This is a genomic window from Nocardia sp. NPDC050630, assembly GCF_044457245.1.
Taxonomy (GTDB): Bacteria; Actinomycetota; Actinomycetes; order Mycobacteriales; family Mycobacteriaceae; genus Nocardia.
The window spans coordinates 205,032-224,262 of the sequence record NZ_JBITGN010000003.1; the positions used below are offsets into that span (position 1 = coordinate 205,032).

Genomic DNA, 19,231 nt, shown 5'->3' on the forward strand with positions numbered 1-19,231 from the left:
GGCGTCGAGGTGGTTCTCAGCCCGCGCTCGACTTGCGGAAGAACAGGACGTTGTCGCCATAGTCGGCGAGCGGAATGGCCAGTGCCGCTTGCCGGATGCCGCTGGCGGGCAGGTGGGTGAGTTTCGCGAACATATCGGTATTGCCGAAAGCGGCACGCACTTGGGTTTCGGACGCGTAGTCCGCGCCATAGTCGGCCAGGGCCGCGAAATCCAGGGGCGCCAATGGTGTATCGAGCGGGGCTTGTCCGCTCGGCCGGCCGAGCGCGGCGTATTGGGTGGCCACACCGTCTTCGTATCGGCACAGCTCGTAGGACATTTTTTCGTTGGCGGTAACGCTGATCACTGGCCAGCGCGCGGAAAGGTGCTGTGCCAGTGGGTGTTTGCCGACCGGCGACATCTCCCAGTTCAAGCTCATGACGACAACCGAACCGCCGTATGGCTGTTCGATCAACACCACATCATCGCCGAGGGTTTCGGCCGTATTCAGTTCGGGGTCGAAGGTGTGCCAGTGGGTTTCGTGTGCGCCGCGCACGGCGGAGCGGTCCACCTGGCGCGCGTTGTCGGTGGCGTAGGCGGCGATTATCGCGGCGCGGACCTGGGTGAGGGCGTCGCGAGCGCTGCAGCGGACACTCAATGCGCCGAACGTCGCACCGATTTCCACCGGCCGGGAAGGGGGATCGGGTAGGGCGCCCGCAGCCAGCGGCTTCAAGCCGACCAGCGCGAGCTTCCAGTTGATCTCCTCGATCGTGGCGAGATCACCGGAGGTTTGGTACAGAATCTGCTGCTGCGTGAGATGTCCCGCGCGCTGCAAGGTCCGGGCCTCGAGTTTGGTGAGCGCGGTGAAGGTCTTGTTCGTGAGATCGATATCCTCGATCCGGGTTTCGCGCAGCCGCGCGGTCATCTCCGGTGAGGTCAGTGCGGCGTACCGCTCGCGGTACATCGCGACGGCCTGTTTGCGCTGGCGGCCGACCATCAGCGTACGCAGCAGCATATTCAGGCTGGCGAGATACTTTCCGGACTGCTCCGGATTCGCCGCGAACAGTGCGCTGCGGATGCGCACGGCATCCTCGCTGGCGGCGACGGCGGCCTTCGGGTCGAGGCGACACAACCAGACGCCGCATTTCGACAGCCCGTCCGCGCAGACCGCGGCCACCTGTGGATGCGTCCGCGACACTTGGCGGTAGGTATGGCAGGCATTGCGGATGGTGCTCGCCGCGAGTTCCCGGTGACCGATATGTCGGGTCGCCTGCTCGAAGACGCGCAGCGCGTCCTGGACTTCGCCCGCGAACTCGGCGGTCACGCGACCGGCGGCGAGCCAGTGCAGCCGGATACCGACGGATTCCTGCGATGGCGCGAGTGCCTCGGCCGTCCGGTCCCTGCCGGGGCCGTTTTTGGTTGCTACCAGGCCCTTTGCGAGGTCGCACAGCGAGGTGGCCAAACGCAATTCGTTCTCGATCGTCCGGTCGATCGCTGCCCGGCGATCCTCGGCTACCCGACGCTCGAGTGCACTCAGATCCATCGCGACCTCAACTCCCGCTTACCCTTCCGCGCCACGGTCGTCGAGCGGCCGCATTCTGCTCGACCGAGTTTGCCATAGAAATGGCCGGAATGAGCAGGCAATCCACCGGTGACCGCTGCCGCCGAGATCGCCCTGTCGACAGTGGTTGTGTTCAGCCCTCGAGCAGCAGTGTCACGGGCCCGTCATTGACGAGTTCGACATCCATGTGCGCACCGAACTTCCCGGTGGCGACGGTTGCGCCGAGCTCGCGCAGCGCCTGGGCGAAGGTCTCGACCAGCGGTTCGGCGACAGCGCCGGTAGCGGCCGCGGACCAGGACGGCCGCCGTCCCTTGGCGGTATCGGCGTACAGGGTGAACTGGCTGACCACGAGAATCGGCGCATTCAGATCCGCGGCGGCGCGTTCCCCCGCCAGGATGCGCAGCCGCCACAACTTGTCCGCCAATGCCTTCGCGGTGGCCTCGGTGTCGTCATGCGTCACACCGACCAGGGCGACCAGGCCCTGCGGATTGGGATCGATCCGGCCCACGGTCTGTCCGTCGACGGTCACTTGCGCGGCGGATACGCGCTGCACCAGTACTCGCATGCATCGATCCTCGCACCCGGAGGTGGGTGCGCCGGACTTCTGTCAGGTCTCGTCCGGGTCGTCGGGTTTCGCTGTTTCGGTGGGCCGTGCCTCTTCGGTGTGTGACGACGCCAGATCGCGCAAGATCGCCGGATCGATCGCGAGGTCCTGCATCGGAGCGGGATCCGTCGACGGGATCGGCGTATCACGGACTGTCAGAAAGGTATCGAGGAGCGCAAGGGCGTCGGGGCAGAGATCGGAACCGGCAGACGCCAGTTCGTCCTGCAGGATCTCCAGCCCGGATGCCGCCTCGATACCGGGTGATGTGGGATCGACCCGCCGCCATCGCACTGCGGCCGTCCACGACGGGTCGCCACCGGCCCACGCCCAGATGACCTCGCGAACAACCTTGTGCCGCAAGGTGTATACGCGAAAATGTTCCGACGTGGATCCGGCCCGGTGCTCGATTTCGTAGACCCACTCGTGGCGGCGCGTTCGGATATAGGTCTCCTCCGCACGTGCGACGACCAGGAACGGGTCATCCGGGTCGGCGGCGGCGACCACGAAGTCGTCGAGCAGTTCGCGGGTGAGGTAGGGCAGTGACCGGCCGTCGCCGACGGTCACGTGGACGTCGAGGTGTCCACGGGGGTCGTAGAGGTGCCCCGTCTCGACGTCGAGCACGGCGAGATCACGGTCTTTGGTGAGTTTCAGCACGGCGAACAGGTGCTGGCCTCGGTTCGGCCCCCAGGTGCGCAGTACGGCGCCACGTGAATCCGCCACTGCCGCAATGAATCCGACCGCGCCTCCGTTGCGGTTGATTTCGGCGATGAGGTCGTCGACGGCGGGTGGGGTCGCGCTGTTGTCCGGTGCCGTGCACATCTGCTGGTACTGCTCGAGCACGTCGAGCGCGGTATCGACGGCGTTGGCGGGTACCACCGCGAACTCACAGGTCACCGCCAGGCTGGTCAGCAACGCCTCGAATTCAGGGGTCGGGCGCACCTCGACATTGTGATCGGGATCGACCTCGGTGACGGCGGCCACGCTGATCTTCCCGTCACCCCACCAGTAGACCGCCGGACTGATGGGCCGCGGCTCGCTGCGGTAGGTATTGGCGGCTACCTTGCCGAGCAGGATCATCGCCGTCAGCGCATTCGGTCCGACAATTGGATGTGCGTAGACATTGCCCTCGTGTGAGACGACGAAAAGCGCACCGTAGGTTCCGATTACCGGATAGTCGCCGAGCCAGTTCGCGTGGGCACTCGCGCAGTCGGAGCCACTCAGAATGGCGAAATGCGCATCGTTGTAGTTGCGCCATTCGATCTCGAGGCGCCCGGCGGCGCGGGTGTTCGCCTCGGCCAGCTCGAAGAGCTCGGTACTGTCGATCTGCCACTGGTCGAGCTGATCGGTGGTGACGGCCTCGGCGGTGAGAAGTTGCTCGATCACCACCACCGCGATGATGCCCGGCGCGACGTAGCGGCCGACGATGTCGATACCCGCAATGGTGTCCGATGACGCGAACCGTGTTCTGAGAAGTGCACGCACCACACCGAATTCGTCGGTAGTGAGTGGATCGGTGCAATCCAGATCCACTCGCGCGAGGAATGTCTCGACATGATCTGCGATGAGCGCGGGCCACTGCTCCAACGGCTGCTCGTTCAGCCTGCGTCGCAGGTTGTGCAACCACAGGGAATGCGGCCCATCCCCGCGCGGCCCCACCAATCGCACCTCGTCGGGTTCAGTTGCCAGGCACGAATACCCCATATGCTCAGCCGCCACGGTCACCAGCGAAATCAACGGGTCCGAAGGCAAGTCGGCCACGATATCTCCTGAAATCGGCGTCCCCTCGACCCTAGGCGCCCCGACACGCACCCGTTGTTGCCGTCTGTGGGAGGTCCGCTCGCTCGGCCATGACCTGCGTTACGGTCTTCCCAGGTGTGGGTACGGTCCGAGCGGTAGACTCGAGGCCGTCGATAGGGTCGGCTCATGACGGGGTGATGGTTGCGTAAAGGCAACCGAAGTCAAGCCGCTACACCAATTCTCTTAGAAGACATGGGGATATGACTAAGGGTTACGATGAGAGGCCGGTCACGCTGGCTCCTATTTTCCTGGCCAGTTTCGCACTATGGGTCGGTCGCAGCGTTCGGGATGTGGTGAATCCGTCGAAAGGCGGGCGGCAAAGGTTGGTCGTACCCGATCGGGATTTCCAACTCGAGACTGTCTTCGATGAGCAGACTCCGGTCGTATTCCGCGGAGTCGCAACGACTTGGCCCGTCTTCGAGGATTTTCAGCCCGCGGCGCTGCGCGAGAAGTACGGCGACCAGAAGGTCGCGGCACTGACCAGTACGACCAATGTGTTCACGCAGGAAACATCGCCGGTAGAGGTACTCGAATACCGCGACGTCATGGCGGCCGTCTTCGACGAGCCGAAGCCGGGCAAGAACTACTACTCACGTGCTGCCGCGGACCCGCAGCCACTCGCCGATCAGCTGCCCGCGCGGGTCGGCACCCGGCAGCAGAGTTCGGCGGCGAGCAGCGTGTGGATCGGCCAGCAGGGCAACCTCACACCGCTGCACAATGACCCGTGGCACGGCCTGCTGATCCAGCTGCACGGACGCAAGCGGGTCCGGTTGTTCCCGCCGAATGAGTACCGCAATGTGTACGGCCGGATACCGATGAAAGTTTCGGACCCCTACACCGGGCTTCCCGACGAATTCGACCCGGACGTGAGCAGCTTCGAGAAGCTGGGCGAGGCGTCCTACTACGACGTGGTCCTCGAGACCGGTGACATCCTCTACATCCCGATGTTCTGGTGGCACCAGGTCGAATCCGTGGATCCGGCGATCTCCTATGTCGCCCGCTACAACCCGAGCTATTTCGAATTCATGAAGGCGGCCTTCTTCCCGATGGCGGTGCGCGGTGTGCTGCGCATTATCGACAGCATCGTCGGCAGGTTCCGCACGCCGAAGTGACCGCGAACCGCGGTTGGTGGGCGCTGTAACTGGCGCGGCACGTTCGTCCTCGAGCTGTTGCCCGATGCCGCTGATCTGATCGCGGACAAGTGCCGCAGCGGCGCGAGCGTCCGCCTCGCCTTCGCAGACCGGAGTCCGCACACGTAGCCGAACGTGATGCGCTCGAGCAGATGCAAGGGACATTGCCCGGACGGATACGAAACGCGCTGAGCATGATCGGCGCCCTTGCCGAGACTCCCGGGTGCCGAATCGGGCTACACACAACGCATTTGTACAACTCGGCGTTCAGGTTCGATGACCTGATGTTGGTGACGCCGTCCCTGGTTCTAGCGATAAAACGACGGGTCCATCCGATACGCAGACGCGGCCGACTACGCCGACGCAGCGTTGGACATCAAAGTACGCGATCGCCGAATGGTGGACTACCGGCGCTGGGATCTGCGCAGGCTTCACCGACGCCGATATGTGAGTCAAATGTACTGCATACCAGCATTATTCGAATGAATAGCATATCGCGCTGCCATATCGCCTGCAGTACCAGACAATTGGGTACAGATGAAGGTTCTGCCGAAGGAAGTCATGAATACGCGCAAGCTCCTACTGGTGTCATTGATGTCCGTGCCGCTATTGACAGCCGGTTGTTCACACCAGAATTCGAAACCGATCTCCCAGGTCGTGCCGCATCCGCCCGCGGCGCACGAGGCCGCGCGGGTGCCGGTTGGTCCGGGACCGTCGGGGACCTATACGGTGCAGCCCCAACCGGCCGAGGGCAGCTGTCATTTCGGCAAGTCTGCCAGCGGGCAGCCGCTTCCCGATCCGGTGTGTACTCCGGGCGCGGCCAATCCCAAGGTCACTGCGGATACTTTGGCCAGCACCATCTGTGCGAGCGGCTACACCTCCTCGATCCGCCCGCCCGCCAACATCACCAACCGGGAGAAAGACGCCAACGCCAAGTCCTACGGTTACACCGGTTCGTTGCACGAAGCCGAATACGACCACTTGGTCTCGCTCGAACTCGGCGGTGACCCCAACGATCCGCGCAACCTGTGGGTGGAGCCGCCTTCCCCCGACCACAAGGCTGGTTCCGGCCCCAACAACCCGAAGGACACCGTCGAGAACCAGCTGCATTCGCTGGTGTGCTCGGGCAAGGTGGCACTGACCGACGTCCAGGACGCCATCGTCGCCGACTGGACTACCGCCCTGTCCACTGTCGGCCATCCCGACGGGAAGTAATAGCCAGCGAGCCGACGGCCACTACGGGCGAACCGCAGTGACCAGGCTGATCAGACCAGACGGGCCCGCGTCCGGGGCCGCACTCGACACCGGCCGCCCTTGCTCACGCAGGTAGTCGTCCAGTCCGATGCGGTCGGCGGTCCAGCCGTGGTCGGCGAACCACTCGGCGGTGTCGGTGCGTGGATCGTTGTAGATCAGGCTGAACCACTCGGCGCGGTCGCGGTCGTTGTCGTCGGAGTGCTCTGCCATCGCCGCCACGGCCTCGACCGGCAGCGGGTCCATCTGCTCGACGGCCACCCAGCTGCCCCGGGCACTGAGCGAGTCGATGGTCTCGAACAGCCGATCCTGGGCGTCCGCGGGCAGGTAGATCAGCAGGCCCTCGGCCAGCCAGGCCGTCGGCGCCGCCGGATCGAAGCCGTGCTTGCGCAATGGCACCGGCCAGTTCTCGCGCAGGTCAACCGGCACTTCGCGGCGGTCGACGTGTGGCTGGTCGCCGTGGGCCGACAGCGTTTCGCGTTTGAACTCCAGTACCTGCGGACGGTCGAGTTCGAACAGGATGGTGCCCCCGGGCCAGGACAGCCGGTAGGCGCGGGCATCCAGCCCGGCGGCCAGGATCACCACCTGTCGAACCCCGGCGGCTGTCGCGGCATGGAAATAGTCGTCGAAATACTTGGTCCTGGCGAGCTGATGCTGCTGGAAACTCTGGCCGAATCCGGGTTGTGACAGCGGATGGTCCGGCAGCTCGCCGTCCAGCAACGCCGCCCACTCCGCGCCAGCGGCGCGCACGAAGACCTCCGCGAGCGGGTCGACAGCCAGCGCACCGGGCCGCCGACCGGCCAGCGCCCGGGCGGCGGCAACGAACATCGCGGTCGATCCGACGCTGGTATTGATGTCCCAGCTATCTCCATCGGTGCGCATGATCGCCAACGTACTCGCCGGACCTCGGGAAATCACGGCACCGGATTGTTGAATGCGATTGGCACCCGTTTGGCTCGCGGCCTATATCGGCCACGGTGACCCGGCAGTCGCGTCCGGCCGCCGCCGCGGCCACGCAGGCCAGGGCGGACCGGGAAACCGGTGTGGGCCCCGTGCTATCCGAGCGGGACTTTCCGGCCTTCCCTATCGTGTCGGCCCGCTGGGCGGTTATCGCCGCTGCCTTCGTGGCCGCCGGATCACGATGGGGGCCAAGGGTTTTGCCCGCACTCGGCTGGTTCGAAGGCGCGAAACGCAGCGGGTCGGTCTACGCGGTGGAGTTCGACCGGCGCTTCCAGCAGCGGCACGGTTCGGCGCGGAGCTAGGATCCGTCGGTGCGCCACCGATAGCCGAAACCGCGGATGGTGGCGATCAAACCGGGCCGGTCGAGTTTCGCGCGCAATCCGGCCATATGCACATCGAGCGCGCGCGATACCGAGGCCGATGAGTCGCCCCAGATGCGGTCCATCAGCTCTTGTCTGCTGACGGCGGTGTCGGGTCGCTCCGCCAGGATCCGAACAAGCTGGAATTCCTTGTGGGTGAGCGTGATCGGCACTCCGGCGACCTCGACTCGCCGAGCCATCAGATCCACCCGAACATCTTGGGACACAACCGCTTCCACGGGCGAGGTGTGGATCACGACGCGACGGGTGACCGTCTCCAGCCGTGCGACCAGTTCCGCGATGCGCGGCGGTTTCACCAGATAGTCGTCCGCGCCGGAGCGCAGCGCGAGGACGACGGTGCGCTCACCGGCCCGGGCGGTGAGGATCAGCACGGGTACCGCACTGACCGCACGCAGCCGCCGCAATACTTCCAGCCCGTCCATATCCGGAAGTCCGAGATCGAGGATCACCGCGTCGTAGTCGCGGTGCGTGCGGAGTAGGTCGGCACCGCGCCGCTTGCGGTCGACGAGGTAGCCCCGAGCTGTGAGCGCGGCCTGCAGCGCGTCACCGACTCCGTCATCGTCTTCCACCAGCACAAGCCGCACGCGCCGATCCTTGCAAAGCGAAGCTTCGACGCGCAGGCGTTTTGCGGATAGCCGTACTCACCTGGTCCTTTCGCGCGACCCTGCAAGCAGTCGACACCACGTCCTCGGCCGTGTCCTGCGTTCGACGCGGAGTTCTTCGAGGTCTCACGCACGAAGTAGTAGATCGTCAACGAGATCGCGATACAGATCGCGACGTAACAGTGAACCCACGGCCAGCAGGGTCACCGAGCGAGTCAGCGCGGCGCGGCGACTGTAGCGGCCGAGCATCCAGCCGCCGATCGGGCGCACCAGGTAGCCCCCGCGAAGACCGCGGCCGAATTGAGTAGCTGTGCGGTGGAATCGCTCTTCGGGATGAAGCTGTGCGCGAAGTGCACGCTGAACGCCGCCTGGACATACCAGTCGTACCACTCGGCGAGATTGCCGAGCGAGCCGCGCAGCACGTGGGCGAAAAGTCCGAGATGAATTCTGCGCTCGTCAATTCGCCGGTCGGGGTCAAAGATGCCCTGGTCGGAGGCGGTTTGAATTCTTAACAATCCCTTTAGCTAGTCACCATCGGTACCGGGATACGGGGGCCGACCCGCATGCCACTATCGGAAATGACACCGATGGCGAGCGCGCCGAACAACAGCGCGTAATCGGCGCATCGATTGTATTGGAACAGGGAACGAGAGCAATGACTCGAGCATCGCGTAGCGATTCCGTGCGGGGTGGCGGTCGAGCTACGGGCGGGCGCGACGGACAGATCGGCGGCGCGGATGCCGTCGCCGACCACGGCCGGTACGCCGATACGTTGGTTTCGCGCATCGCGAGTGAGTTGGCCGAACTCGCACCACGCGGTTGGCAGCGTCTGAACGCGGTATTCGCATTGACCGTGGCCGTCGAGTCTGCGCGCGTCGAGTTCACCGGCGAGCACCGGCCGGTACGTCTGGAGGTCCCGGAGTCGGTCCTCGCATCGGTGCGGCAGTATCGTGGCGAGATCGCCGCGTCCGGCACCGAGCCCTGGTGGCGACTGTTGCTGCGGGCCAACGCATATGGTGACGTAGAGGTCGACTACGACTACGGTGACGACCCGTTCCCGGCCGACCAACTCTTCCGCCCGGAGGCGTATCGCGCCGATGTGGCGACGTATCCACGGCCGCGACTGCCGGTGTGGTTGGCGGCCTATATGGGTCACCGCGACCGACAGTGTCGCCGCCCGCGCCGCGCCGTGGCCGCCGCCCTCGTCGACCGGGCGCACGGGGTGGCCGCGCGGCCGGTGGATCCGGAACTGCCGTCCTTCCCGCAGTTATGGGCCCGCTGGGCGGTGATTTCGGCGGCGCACGTTGCCGTATCTTCCGACCGCGGCCCGCGCGTGGTGCCATCGAACGGCTGGTTCGAGAGCGGCGGCAATGGCAGTAGCGGCTCCACGCTGTACACCGTGCCGGGCGGTCGAGCCGTGCTTTCGGGCGGAGTGTGGGACGCACCGGCATTGAATGCGGCCTACAACGGCGGCGTAGGCCTGCCGAATCTCTATGCGGGGGCACCGGATTGGGTGACCAACGCGGTGCTGAGTCCGCGCGCGGCCGTCGGCTTGCTCTCGTTCTGCTTTTGGTGGGACGGGCAACGGTGGTACTGCGGGGAGTCGCCCTCGGTGCAGCAGTGTGGTGTGGCAATGCCGAAAATCTGGGAGTCGCACACCGTGGTCGAGACGGTGGCCCGGTTACTGTCGGGGGATCCGGGCACCCGAACACGAACCGCGGTGGCGCATTTGCTGACTGGCGCGGAGCGCGGTGCGGTCACGCGAGAGCTGTTGGTCGACGCCTTCGGTCGCGATGCCGATCTCGAAGCCGCGATGCGTCAGCTCTCCGCAGCCGGATTGTTTGCGCCGCAACCGAATCGAGTCCATTCCGGGAATCGGCGGCCCGAGCCGGTTACCGCGACCATGCCGGAATTTCACCTTTTGGACGACAGACGTCCATGCGATGATCGAGTTGCGCTATAGCCCGGGGTCAAGGATCCGCGGACCTGGACACATCGTTGCGCGCATAGCTGCCGGCCCTCCCCGATACGCTCTACCGCGGCTCATCCACCAACAACCGTTTGGCGGTCACCAGAGATGACGAGAACCGACCCGGGTGTGCGCTTTGTCGACACTCCGGTTACGTGGCTCGAAGCGGCAATGGCGGCCGAGGCATTCGACACCATGACCGATCGCTGGCGAGACACGCTGTAGCAGAACGAAATCGAGAGCCTCGAGCCCGGCCCGAAACTGCGCGCACAGCCGCGATATCGCGGCCGAGGGCGTCGAGGCGAACAGCATGCTCAGCGGTAGCACCCGCCCGCGGAGCTGCATGCTACCGGATCGGCCGTGTTCGTTCGATTACCTTGCCGCGGAGAACGATTCGTCGATGTACCGCATCTCGTGCTGGCGTGGTGACCAAGTTGACCGTCGCGCTTGCCGTCGAGGTCCGCACCGTGATCTTGGGCAGATCGAAGTCCCGGATAGATGGTGCGGATTGCCTATCTGCCGCCGCTGTGAGCCTCCGGCGCAGCCTGCGGCACCGGAGTCGGCACCGGCGTCATCGGCTCGAATGTCCAGCTGTCGCAGCGGCGTTGGAACAGCGCGCGGGAAGGTCCCGATGCTGCCGGGCCGGCGATCCTGGCCAGGTGGAAGCCTTCCCTGCGGTAGTAGTCGTGCAGATCGTTATTGGTGGTCCAGGCATCGAGCCGGACCCAATGGCGTTGTCGGTGGCGCGCAAGCGATGCGGCGTGGGCCAGCAGCCGGTGCCCGATGCGCTGACCGGCGAAGCTGACGTCGACGATCATGTAATGCACGATCACCGCATCGGCCAGTTCCCATGGTGACCACAGTCCCGGGTCCGAGCGGTCATTGACGGTGATCGTTCCGGCCGGTTCCCCTGTCACCTCGGCAATCCAGGTTTCGCCCGCGTCCAGCGCTTTGCCGACCGCCCGCGCGAAGATCTCGATGGGTAGGCCGCGGCTTGCGACGGTCCACTGATCGGAGCCGCGTGCGGTGAGCCACGCGGTGCGCTGGATTCGGAGTCGACAGATAGTGCCGAGATCACTCAGAGCCCCCCGGCGGATCGTTATCATGACTGCACCGTATTCATGGCGGAACATTTTTCACGGCAGCGAGATACCCTGCCCGTAGGAGATGCCGAGCGCGTGTCGGATGACGTTGCTGCCCACATCGTCGCCGAGTTCATAGGCCAGCCGGTTGCGGGTGGCGATCGACCGATGCCGGGTGGCCCTGGTGATGCGCTCGTGGTTGGCGCCGATGCGTAGATGGTCCAGCAGTATGGTGCCGGTCGCGACACCGAGCACAATGGCCTCCTCGGTACTGGCCGGGCGGGCGACGAGCGTGTCGCGGTGCGCGGTCTCGGCGTGGCCGCGGTCGGCCAGTCGGCGTGTCGTGCCCTCGGGAATATCGTGCGGCGAGTCGATGCCGGTCGCCTCCGCCAAATCCCGCGGATAGAAACTGACCTCCCACGACCACGGCTCGTGGTCCAGGAACTGGACGACCGTCCTGGCCAGCACCCAGGAATCCTCCGGCAGGCCCAGCCAATGGGCCACCTCCGGATTCGCGGGTTCCATCTTCGCGCTGAATTCCTTGGTGGGCTCGCGATGTGCGGCGCGCGCGATTTCCTCGAAAATATCGTGAGCGGATTGCGGACGATTCGGACGAATATGGTCGGTGACAACCGATTCCAGAACTTCTTGGTTTCGTACGATGGTGCCACGGGAAGTAGCAGTGTAGACCAGATTTTCGGCGACAAGCACCTGAATGGCGTTGCGCGCGGTAGTGATCGAAACCTGCATTTGATCGGCCAACTCGGTATGGCTGGGCAACCGATCGCCCGGATTCCACTTGCCTGCGCGGATCTCCTCCCGGAGGAGGTCTGCGATCCGGAGATATATCGGACCGTCGGCCATCTTGCTCCTCGGTCAGTCGTGCAGGTAACGAAGTCTACTCTTCGTGACTCCCTACGGCCCGGTAACGCTTGACAGGTGCCTGCAGAGGTTTATTGTAATGAAGTCCTGATCCAGGTGTTGTGCGGCGATGACGGCGAGGCAACGTGGCAGGTTCGGATTCATCAACGGTTGTGATGGCTCTTCCCGGCACACCGAGGTGTGCCGATTCGACGGTGCAGTCCCTGACTGCCGGGCTACTTCCCACGTCGGATCTACTTGTTCGGGCGTGTCGCGGTCACCGGGTTGTCGGTGGTCCGCTGCTCTGGTTCGCCCGTGACCTGGCGATTCTGCATGAGAGACGGCTCGTTGGTCGTGGCGGATCGGTATCGACCGATCCGGCGACGATCCTCGAAATCGAGCGTCGCAGAATCGAATTGGTCATGGCGATCGACGATTGGGTGGCGCGCAGTGTGCCGCAGCATCGGCTCGGCGCGACACTACACACCGAAACCGTCGGCTCGGTCATCGACCGGATCGCGGAGTCCTCGGTCCGCGCGCACCATGCGTTGATGACCCTGGACGCCCACGACGACCAGCTACACGGCGCGTGGCATCACCTGGCCGAATTGGCCGATGCCTACGACGATTTGGTGCGCGATGTACTCGCGGGACGGCGGCGACTCCCGGAGTGGTGACGACCCGGGTTGACAAGGGGCCGTGGCTTCCCTACCGGCTGGCCACGGCCCCTCGCTGTTTCGCGAGCCGAGCGTAGTCCAATGACGGCGGCCGAGCGGGCCGCCATTGGACTACCGTCGGCGAGCGGATCAGGTTATCTGCGTCTGGTGTTGGGGGACAGGCACCAGCGGCCGTGCTCGGCTTCGCGGACTAGATCACCGTAGGCATTGGATAGTTCGGCCAGTCGGGTCCATGCCACGTGCATGTGTTCGCCGGTGAGATCGCCGGTCATCAGTAGGTGGAAGGCGTGGTCGGCGCTGGCCGCGATGCGATCGATGATGTCGCCGAGTGCGACGTCGCGATGGTTGTTGGGGCGCAGCGTCAGGTGCTCGGTGGCCCAGGTGTTGATATTGGCGACCAATTCCACTCGGAGGCAGTCGATTACGGCCGCACGCTGTGGATGCTCGCGTCGTATGCGGTGCAACCGGACCAGATCGCGCGACCATCGGCAGACATGGCCGCGGACCTGTTTTCCGCTCAGCGCGCACAGTAGTTCGCTGGTGCTCGGCAGTGCCGAGCCGACATTCGTGCCCGCCAGCGTCGGAGGCCGACGGAACGTCGGGTTACTACAGTGCGCCGGCGCGTTCACAGCGGTGCGGTGAGCTCGAGATGGATACCGTCGGGATCGCTGAAGGACAGGATCGCGATGCCGAGTCCGTCCAGCGAGGTGACCTCGCCGTGTTCGATTCCGGCCTCGGCCAACCGGGCGGCGGTGCGGGTCAGATCGTCGACCGAGGATACCGTGAAGCTGAGATGGTCCAGACCGACGCGTTCGGAATCGAATTTGTCGGTCGGATCGGCCACCGGGCGTAGTCCGAACAGCATTCCGTTCGTTTGGAATACGACGCCGCCGTAGAACTGGGCCGGATCGGTGCGCACCTGCGGATCCTCGGGCCGACCCGGCGATTCCACCGCGATCTCGAAACCGAGGACGTCGCGGTAGAACGCCTTGGAGCGGTCGATATCGGTCACGGTCAGTCGGATGTGGTGGATACCGCTGGTTTCGACGATCGTCATGTGAACTCCGCAGGGCAGGCTGGGCAAGTAGTACGAACCCTAAGCCGCTTATTCCACAGTTCCGAGTGTCGGAAACGACATATTCAGTACTGTTTGCGACATGGATGTTGCGGTCTTCGTGCAGGACGGCGTCGCCGATCTCGGACTGACCGCCGTACTGGAGACTTTCGCGACCGCCAATGGGCTGCGCGAGGAGTTGCAGACGGCACCCGAACCATGGCGGGTGCACATTGTGGCTGATGGCGAAGAAGTGCTTACGGCGCACGGTTTCCGCGCGCAGACGACACCGATGACAGAACTGCCCGATGATGTCGGTCTGATCGTCGTCCCCGCAACGCGGGTCCTGGATGCGGATGGGCTGATCGGCGTGGTCTCCGCACCCGCGAATCGCCCGGTGCTGCGACTGATGACGCGTGCCTATGAATCCGGCGCGCACCTCGCCGCGGCCTGCACTGGCACCTTCTACCTGGCCGAGGCGGGCCTGCTGGACGGCGTGGTGGCGACGACGAGTTGGTGGCTCGGCCCGGCCTTTCGGCGCCGGTATCCGCGCATCGACCTGGACGAGAGCCGAATCCTGTGCCGGGCGGATCGGCTGACCACCGCCGCGGCCTCGCTATCGCATATCGACCTCACGCTGGCACTGATCGCCGCACAGAGTCCGACCCTGGCCGAATTGACTGCCCGATATCTGGTGGTCGGCGATCGTCGAACGCAGATCGACTCCGCGATACCGGAGGTGATCGCCCGCAATGACTCCCTGGTCGCCGCATTCGAGCGCTGGGTACGCGACCATATCGCCGAGCAGTTCCGCATCGCGGACGCGGCGCATGTGCTCGGCGTCACCGAACGCACGTTACAGCGCGCTACCCAAGCCGAAATCGGAATGGCACCAAGGGATTTCGTGCACGAGGTGCGGCTGGAACGGGCCACCCAACTGCTGCGCACCACGACGCTGACCATCGATGCGATAGCGGTAAAGGTCGGCTACCTGAATGCGGGCACACTGCGCGGGCTGTTCCGTCGCCGTCGCGGGCGGTCCATTGCGGAGGTGCGCGCGTCGCGGCTGTCGTGGTGAGTCTCGATGATCACGACTCCCGCGTCGCGCGCTTCACTGGAGAACCGTGCGTCTCAACGGCTCAGTTGTCGGATACGAGCATGCGAGGACCTTATGGCTTTCGTCAAGGGCGTTGTGATTCGGGGCTATGGAGTTCCGGTCGGTTCGGTGGGCTGGTCATGACCGGACGACGATGTAGTGCCCGGATTCTTCTTGGAACTCGACGGCGGTGGCGATCGCTGCGTCATCGAGGTGGGAAGCTCGGGTGGGACGACGATCAGCTTGTCGTCATCGTCGTAGAGCCGGTGGATGATCGCGATGCATGCCCCTGCTGCGGCGGTGATGGGCTCGGTGGGGCCGAGGAAGTAGGCGTCGAGTTCCTCGCCGTCGGGTGCGAGTGTGCCAGGAACAAATCCATAGTTGACGATGTAGCGGAATCCGCAGCTGGGTGGCGGCTTCCGCAGGGCCGGTCGATGGTGAGTTCGACTGTGCGGCCGAGGAACTGGCGTGCCAGCGACAGTGATCCGGATTCGGTGAGCGGGCGCGGTTCGGTCATCGTTCGAGGCTATCGGCGGGAGCTAGCAGCGCGGCTCGGTCGTGAGACACACAGCCGCAGCGTTGCCGACGCTGCTGATCAGACTCGGTAGTGGCGATGATCGATGCCGAATTCGTCTGCGACGGTGGCGGCGAGTTCGACGTAGGCGCGCTTGGTTGTCTTGTGCAGGCGGTGCAGATCGATTTCGGCGCCCTCGGACAGATGCGAGTCGTACGGGATGATGTGCACGGCGCGGCAGCGCGACAGGAAGTATTCGCGCAGCTGCTGGATGCCGACATTCGGGGAACCCTCACGCGGCAAGTTGATCACCACGACCGCATTGCGGACCAGATGATCGTGGCCGTGCAGGGACAACCAGTCGAGCGTCGCCGCGGCACTGCGTGCGCCATCGATCGCGGCAGAAGAGATCAGCACCAGCGAATGCGCTAGGTCGAGTACGCCGCCCATCGCCGAATGCATCAGTCCGGTACCGCAGTCGGTCAGGATGATGTTGTAGAACCGCTGCAGGATGCGCGCGACCGCGCGGTACTCCTCGTCGTTGAACGCCTCCGACGCCGCCGGATCCCGTTCGCTGGCAAGCACTTCCAATCGGCTGGTGCCCTGCGAGGTATGCCTGCGCACATCCGAATAGCGCTGGATCGCTGGATCGAGCAGAAGATCACGCACCGTCGAGCGAGTCTGCAATGGCACCCGCTGCGACAGCGTGCCGAAGTCCGGATTGGCATCGACGGCGATCACCCGGTCACCACGGATGGAGGCGAAGATCGACCCGAGACCCATTGTCGTGGTGGTCTTTCCGACACCACCCTTGAGCGAGAGCACCGCGATCCGATAGTCACCGCGCACCGGCTGACGGATCCGCGCCACCAACTCTTGCAGTCGCAACTCCTCGGCGGACAAACCGGGATTGATCGCGCCACCGGAAACATGGTGCACGGCCTTTCGCCATCCACTGCTCGGCGACTTCTTCGCCCGCCGCAACGGCACGTCATCCAGCGAAGGCTGCGGCCCGTGCGGATGCTGCGGCTGATATTGCCCGCCGTGCTGATACCCGGGCGGCATCCCCTGCCCATACCCAGGTCCTTGCGGCCCAGCCGACGGTTGGCCGTACCTCTGTGGATCCCCAACGGGCGCTTGCTGTCCCATCGGCCCGGACCCCTGCCCATGCTGCCATTGGTCAGCAGGCTCACCTGTCGGCGACTGCTGCCCCGATGCCCGCGCCGCCGGATTCTGCCACTGCTCGCCCTCGGGCGCCCGCCCCATCTGCGGCTGCCCATACGCAGGCGCGCCTTGCTGGGAAGCGTGACCGCCGCCAGGCGCCAGGCCGGTGTGCCCGGGGCCGTGCCACGCTGCCTGATCACCAGCTGCTTGCCCCATGGGTCCGGCCGCGCTTTGCCATGGTGCCTGGTCGCCGCCGGGGGGCTGACCTGTTGATCCCAGCTCGCCCTGCGGCGATGCCTGGACGCCGCCGGGTGCTTGTCCCGTAGGAGCGAGTCCGCCTTGCCTTGGCGCGTGGTCGCCGCCAGGTCGGTGCACGGCGGGTCTGCTCTGCGACAGTGCCTGATCGCCACCGGGTACCTGCCCTGTGGGCGCGTGTCCGCCTTGCGACAGTGCCTGGTCACCGCTGGGCATCTGCCCCGTGGGCGCGGGTCCGCGTTGCGATGGTGCCTGGTCGGTATTGGGCACCTGTCCTGTGGGCGCGTGTCCGCCTTGCGATGGTGCGTGGTCGGTGTTGGCTGTATGGCCCGCGGGTGCCAGTCCGCCTTGCCATGGTGCGTGATCGCCGCCGGGGGCTTGCCCCGTGGGGCCGCTCTGCCATGGTGCGCCAGCCTGATCGCCCACAGATGCCTGCCCGATGGGCGGTTGTGCGTACCCAGGTCCGCTCTGCCACGGCGCGGCCTGATCGCTGCCAGTGGCTTGGCCTTTGAGGCCAACGCCGCTCGGCCGGGGGCCGTGGTCGATGGCGGGTGTGTGTCCGATGCGTTCGCTGTGTGACGGTGCTCGGTCGTCGTTGGGCGCTTGGCCGGTGGGGCCGGGGGCGCCATGCCACGGTGCCTGATCGTCGGACGCTTGCGCCGTGGATTCGGGCGCGCCTTGCGCCGATGTCTGGTCGCCGCCCGGTGCTTGCTCCGTGGATTCCGGTCCGTGTTGCTGCGGTGCCTGGCCCGTGGGTGCGGGGCCGCCCTGCGACAGCGCGTGATCGCGGCCTTGTTCTGTGTGTCCGGGTCCGCTTTGCCACGGTGCCTGGCCGCTGCCGGGTGCGTGTCCGGTGGACGGTTGCGTGTACCCGGGTCCGTTCTGCCACGGCCCGGCCGGGTCGTCGGATGCCTGCCCCGCGGGGCCGGTCTGCCATGGTGCTCGCTCGCTACCAGGCAGCTGTCCCGCAGACCCATGTCCGCTCTGCCATGGTTGGCCGACTCGGTCGTCGCCGGGTGCCTGCGCGGTGGGCTGTTGCGCATACCCGGTCCCGTTGTGCCACTGGCTATTCGGCTGATCGGTGCCCGGCGCATCCGGTCCGGCCGCAGGCTGCCCATATCCGGATGCATTGCGATCGGAGCTCTGGCCCTCGGCTACCGCAGATTGCTCGGCTCCGCCGACAGTTCCTTGGTCGCCCGGCGCGTGCGGTGCGGACTGCTCGCCCGTCGGAACTTGCTTGTTGCCAACGGTATCGGTCGTCCCTGCGGCATCACCGCTGAACTCACTTGCCTCGGCGGCCGCGTCGATTTCCGATGACAATCGGTGTCGGCCACTGTCGGGCGTCGGTGCGCCCGTCGTTCCTGGCGTGGGGTGCGCAGTCCAGCCAGGGGTGGCCAAGCCACCTCCCCGTTGCGCCGCAGCGGATCCCGACTGCCCTGCGGTCCCGGTCGGCAGCTGGGATTCGGCTGCGGTTCCCTGCGGTCCCGAGCCTGGATGTCGGAGCTCCTCGTCCGATGCCTGTGGTGCCGATGCCGGTGCTCGGAACTCGGAGGCGGGATCGGGGCCGGTGACCCATTCTGGCGCCGCCGAACCGCCACCGCGTTGCGGCCGGTCGGACTCCGATTCTCCGGTGCCGGCTGGCCCTCGAGAATCAGCTCCGTGGGCAAACGACGGTTGGTGGAAATCGCTGCCCGGTGCCTGCGGTATCGATGCCGGTCGGTGGAAGTCGTTGGCGGGTGTTCGTGGTGTGGGTTGGTCGGACTGGCCACCGGGTGCGTGCGGTGCTGATGGGGGTTGGTGGAAGTCGTTGCCGGGTGCCTGTGGTACGGACGCGGGGCGATGGAACTGGCCCGGCGTTTGGGATGCTGCGCCTGAGCTGGGGGCCTGCGCGGAGGCCCGATCGTCGTTGGCGGATCGCGGTGCCTGGCTGTAGTCGTGTGGTGCAGTGCCACTCGCGGATGATGTTGTGCCCGAAGCTGACTCGCCTCCGGTGGGGTGGCCGGTGCTCGCTGCCGAATTGGTGCGATCGTGTGGTGCCGGTCCGTACTCCGAGGAGGCGGTGCTGGGAACCCGCGAAGGGCTGCTCGACCGCTTGGTCGGCTCGACCATCGCGGAGTCGAATATCGGTGTCGCACCGTGGGGGGATTCCGCGTGATCGCCTGTTCCCGCGCCTTCAGCGGAATCAACGGCGCTGTTGGCTGTGTGCTCGGCGCCGAGCGCTCGCGCCGAGTCATCCTGACCCGTACGGCTTACCGACGCGGGTTCATCCGTCGCCGCCCCAACTTCCGACCCGGAACC

19 protein-coding genes and 1 pseudogene are annotated in these 19,231 nt (G+C 65.6%); 8 read left to right on the plus strand and 12 right to left on the minus strand.

The features are described 5' to 3' along the window. Window positions 1-16: 16 nt before the first annotated feature. From ACIBG0_RS11125 to ACIBG0_RS11135, 3 genes are all read right to left on the minus strand, one after another. Window positions 17-1,519 (minus strand): hypothetical protein, encoded by a 1,503-nt coding sequence (locus tag ACIBG0_RS11125; protein WP_397031489.1) that lies wholly within the window; start codon window positions 1,517-1,519, stop codon window positions 17-19. A 151-nt stretch (window positions 1,520-1,670) separates the two neighbouring features. Next, window positions 1,671-2,102, minus strand: coding sequence for a D-aminoacyl-tRNA deacylase (gene dtd / locus ACIBG0_RS11130; protein WP_397031491.1), 432 nt, complete (start codon window positions 2,100-2,102; stop codon window positions 1,671-1,673). Between the two features lie 42 nt (window positions 2,103-2,144). Then, the gene (locus ACIBG0_RS11135) at window positions 2,145-3,899 is read right to left on the minus strand and encodes a hypothetical protein (RefSeq protein WP_397031493.1); all 1,755 of its coding nucleotides are present in this window, start codon (window positions 3,897-3,899) and stop codon (window positions 2,145-2,147) included. Between the two features lie 239 nt (window positions 3,900-4,138). Between ACIBG0_RS11135 and ACIBG0_RS11140 the strand changes: the two genes are divergently transcribed. Together ACIBG0_RS11140 and ACIBG0_RS11145 are read left to right on the plus strand one after the other, a co-directional pair. Beyond that, window positions 4,139-5,050 carry a cupin-like domain-containing protein gene (locus tag ACIBG0_RS11140; RefSeq protein ID WP_397031495.1) on the plus strand — a complete coding sequence of 304 codons (912 nt, stop codon included), beginning with the start codon at window positions 4,139-4,141 and terminating at the stop codon, window positions 5,048-5,050. A 579-nt stretch (window positions 5,051-5,629) separates the two neighbouring features. Further along, on the plus strand, window positions 5,630-6,283 hold the full coding sequence (locus ACIBG0_RS11145) for a hypothetical protein (protein WP_397031496.1): 654 nt from the start codon (window positions 5,630-5,632) through the stop codon (window positions 6,281-6,283). Between the two features lie 21 nt (window positions 6,284-6,304). Here the strand turns inward: ACIBG0_RS11145 and ACIBG0_RS11150 are convergent, their stop codons facing one another. Continuing rightward, window positions 6,305-7,201 carry an SAM-dependent methyltransferase gene (locus tag ACIBG0_RS11150; RefSeq protein WP_397031498.1) on the minus strand — a complete coding sequence of 299 codons (897 nt, stop codon included), beginning with the start codon at window positions 7,199-7,201 and terminating at the stop codon, window positions 6,305-6,307. Between the two features lie 95 nt (window positions 7,202-7,296). Between ACIBG0_RS11150 and ACIBG0_RS11155 the strand changes: the two genes are divergently transcribed. Further along, the gene (locus tag ACIBG0_RS11155) at window positions 7,297-7,581 is read left to right on the plus strand and encodes a hypothetical protein (RefSeq protein ID WP_397031500.1); all 285 of its coding nucleotides are present in this window, start codon (window positions 7,297-7,299) and stop codon (window positions 7,579-7,581) included. Here ACIBG0_RS11155 and ACIBG0_RS11160 read toward each other — a convergent pair. Continuing rightward, a complete protein-coding gene (locus ACIBG0_RS11160) occupies window positions 7,578-8,243 on the minus strand; it encodes a response regulator transcription factor (RefSeq protein ID WP_397031501.1) in 666 nt (221 codons plus the stop codon). The two genes, ACIBG0_RS11155 and ACIBG0_RS11160, sit on opposite strands and share 4 nt — an antisense overlap. A 195-nt stretch (window positions 8,244-8,438) precedes the next feature. Continuing rightward, window positions 8,439-8,722 (minus strand): annotated as a pseudogene (locus tag ACIBG0_RS11165) (alpha-ketoglutarate transporter); the annotation flags it as partial. A gap of 194 nt (window positions 8,723-8,916) precedes the next feature. Here ACIBG0_RS11165 and ACIBG0_RS11170 point away from each other — a divergent pair. Then, a complete protein-coding gene (locus tag ACIBG0_RS11170) occupies window positions 8,917-10,224 on the plus strand; it encodes a hypothetical protein (protein ID WP_397031502.1) in 1,308 nt (435 codons plus the stop codon). A gap of 518 nt (window positions 10,225-10,742) precedes the next feature. Here the strand turns inward: ACIBG0_RS11170 and ACIBG0_RS11175 are convergent. Together ACIBG0_RS11175 and ACIBG0_RS11180 are read right to left on the minus strand one after the other, a co-directional pair. Then, a complete protein-coding gene (locus ACIBG0_RS11175; protein ID WP_397031504.1) occupies window positions 10,743-11,336 on the minus strand; it encodes a GNAT family N-acetyltransferase in 594 nt (197 codons plus the stop codon). 30 nt (window positions 11,337-11,366) lie between these two features. Beyond that, window positions 11,367-12,176 carry a GntR family transcriptional regulator gene (locus ACIBG0_RS11180; protein ID WP_397031505.1) on the minus strand — a complete coding sequence of 270 codons (810 nt, stop codon included), beginning with the start codon at window positions 12,174-12,176 and terminating at the stop codon, window positions 11,367-11,369. Window positions 12,177-12,388: 212 nt separating this feature from the next. Here ACIBG0_RS11180 and ACIBG0_RS11185 point away from each other — a divergent pair, with 212 nt between their 5' ends. After that, window positions 12,389-12,850 carry a DUF4254 domain-containing protein gene (locus tag ACIBG0_RS11185; RefSeq protein ID WP_397031507.1) on the plus strand — a complete coding sequence of 154 codons (462 nt, stop codon included), beginning with the start codon at window positions 12,389-12,391 and terminating at the stop codon, window positions 12,848-12,850. Window positions 12,851-12,984: 134 nt separating this feature from the next. On the opposite strand, the gene ACIBG0_RS11190 is transcribed toward ACIBG0_RS11185, so the two are convergent. After that, on the minus strand, window positions 12,985-13,479 hold the full coding sequence (locus ACIBG0_RS11190; protein WP_397031508.1) for a hypothetical protein: 495 nt from the start codon (window positions 13,477-13,479) through the stop codon (window positions 12,985-12,987). Beyond that, window positions 13,476-13,907, minus strand: a complete 432-nt coding sequence (locus ACIBG0_RS11195) for a VOC family protein (RefSeq protein ID WP_397031510.1) — start codon at window positions 13,905-13,907, stop codon at window positions 13,476-13,478. Before ACIBG0_RS11195 ends, ACIBG0_RS11190 begins: the two co-directional genes overlap by 4 nt. Window positions 13,908-14,007: 100 nt before the next feature. Between ACIBG0_RS11195 and ACIBG0_RS11200 the strand changes: the two genes are divergently transcribed. Beyond that, on the plus strand, window positions 14,008-14,982 hold the full coding sequence (locus ACIBG0_RS11200) for a GlxA family transcriptional regulator (protein ID WP_397031512.1): 975 nt from the start codon (window positions 14,008-14,010) through the stop codon (window positions 14,980-14,982). Between the two features lie 125 nt (window positions 14,983-15,107). Here ACIBG0_RS11200 and ACIBG0_RS11205 read toward each other — a convergent pair whose 3' ends face one another. Both ACIBG0_RS11205 and ACIBG0_RS11210 read right to left on the minus strand, forming a co-directional pair. Continuing rightward, the gene (locus ACIBG0_RS11205) at window positions 15,108-15,530 is read right to left on the minus strand and encodes an inorganic diphosphatase (RefSeq protein ID WP_397031986.1); all 423 of its coding nucleotides are present in this window, start codon (window positions 15,528-15,530) and stop codon (window positions 15,108-15,110) included. Between the two features lie 65 nt (window positions 15,531-15,595). Further along, window positions 15,596-16,579, minus strand: coding sequence for a MinD/ParA family protein (locus ACIBG0_RS11210; protein ID WP_397031514.1), 984 nt, complete (start codon window positions 16,577-16,579; stop codon window positions 15,596-15,598). A 1,329-nt stretch (window positions 16,580-17,908) separates the two neighbouring features. Here ACIBG0_RS11210 and ACIBG0_RS11215 point away from each other — a divergent pair. After that, window positions 17,909-18,250, plus strand: coding sequence for a hypothetical protein (locus ACIBG0_RS11215; protein WP_397031516.1), 342 nt, complete (start codon window positions 17,909-17,911; stop codon window positions 18,248-18,250). A gap of 649 nt (window positions 18,251-18,899) precedes the next feature. Further along, window positions 18,900-19,088 carry a hypothetical protein gene (locus ACIBG0_RS11220; protein ID WP_397031518.1) on the plus strand — a complete coding sequence of 63 codons (189 nt, stop codon included), beginning with the start codon at window positions 18,900-18,902 and terminating at the stop codon, window positions 19,086-19,088. Window positions 19,089-19,231 lie beyond the last annotated feature (143 nt).

What these genes read in the sequence shown, in the direction of transcription:
- ACIBG0_RS11125 (WP_397031489.1), bottom strand. Translation starts at nt 1,519, where the DNA reads ATGGATCTGAGTGCACTCGAGCGTCGGGTAGCCGAGGATCGCCGGGCA.
- dtd (WP_397031491.1), bottom strand. Translation starts at nt 2,102, where the DNA reads ATGCGAGTACTGGTGCAGCGCGTATCCGCCGCGCAAGTGACCGTCGAC.
- ACIBG0_RS11140 (WP_397031495.1), top strand. Translation starts at nt 4,139, where the DNA reads ATGACTAAGGGTTACGATGAGAGGCCGGTCACGCTGGCTCCTATTTTC.
- ACIBG0_RS11145 (WP_397031496.1), top strand. Translation starts at nt 5,630, where the DNA reads ATGAATACGCGCAAGCTCCTACTGGTGTCATTGATGTCCGTGCCGCTA.
- ACIBG0_RS11150 (WP_397031498.1), bottom strand. Translation starts at nt 7,201, where the DNA reads ATGCGCACCGATGGAGATAGCTGGGACATCAATACCAGCGTCGGATCG.
- ACIBG0_RS11170 (WP_397031502.1), top strand. Translation starts at nt 8,917, where the DNA reads ATGACTCGAGCATCGCGTAGCGATTCCGTGCGGGGTGGCGGTCGAGCT.
- ACIBG0_RS11175 (WP_397031504.1), bottom strand. Translation starts at nt 11,336, where the DNA reads ATGATAACGATCCGCCGGGGGGCTCTGAGTGATCTCGGCACTATCTGT.
- ACIBG0_RS11180 (WP_397031505.1), bottom strand. Translation starts at nt 12,176, where the DNA reads ATGGCCGACGGTCCGATATATCTCCGGATCGCAGACCTCCTCCGGGAG.
- ACIBG0_RS11195 (WP_397031510.1), bottom strand. Translation starts at nt 13,907, where the DNA reads ATGACGATCGTCGAAACCAGCGGTATCCACCACATCCGACTGACCGTG.
- ACIBG0_RS11200 (WP_397031512.1), top strand. Translation starts at nt 14,008, where the DNA reads ATGGATGTTGCGGTCTTCGTGCAGGACGGCGTCGCCGATCTCGGACTG.
- ACIBG0_RS11210 (WP_397031514.1), bottom strand. Translation starts at nt 16,579, where the DNA reads ATGCCGCCCGGGTATCAGCACGGCGGGCAATATCAGCCGCAGCATCCG.
- ACIBG0_RS11215 (WP_397031516.1), top strand. Translation starts at nt 17,909, where the DNA reads ATGTCCGCTCTGCCATGGTTGGCCGACTCGGTCGTCGCCGGGTGCCTG.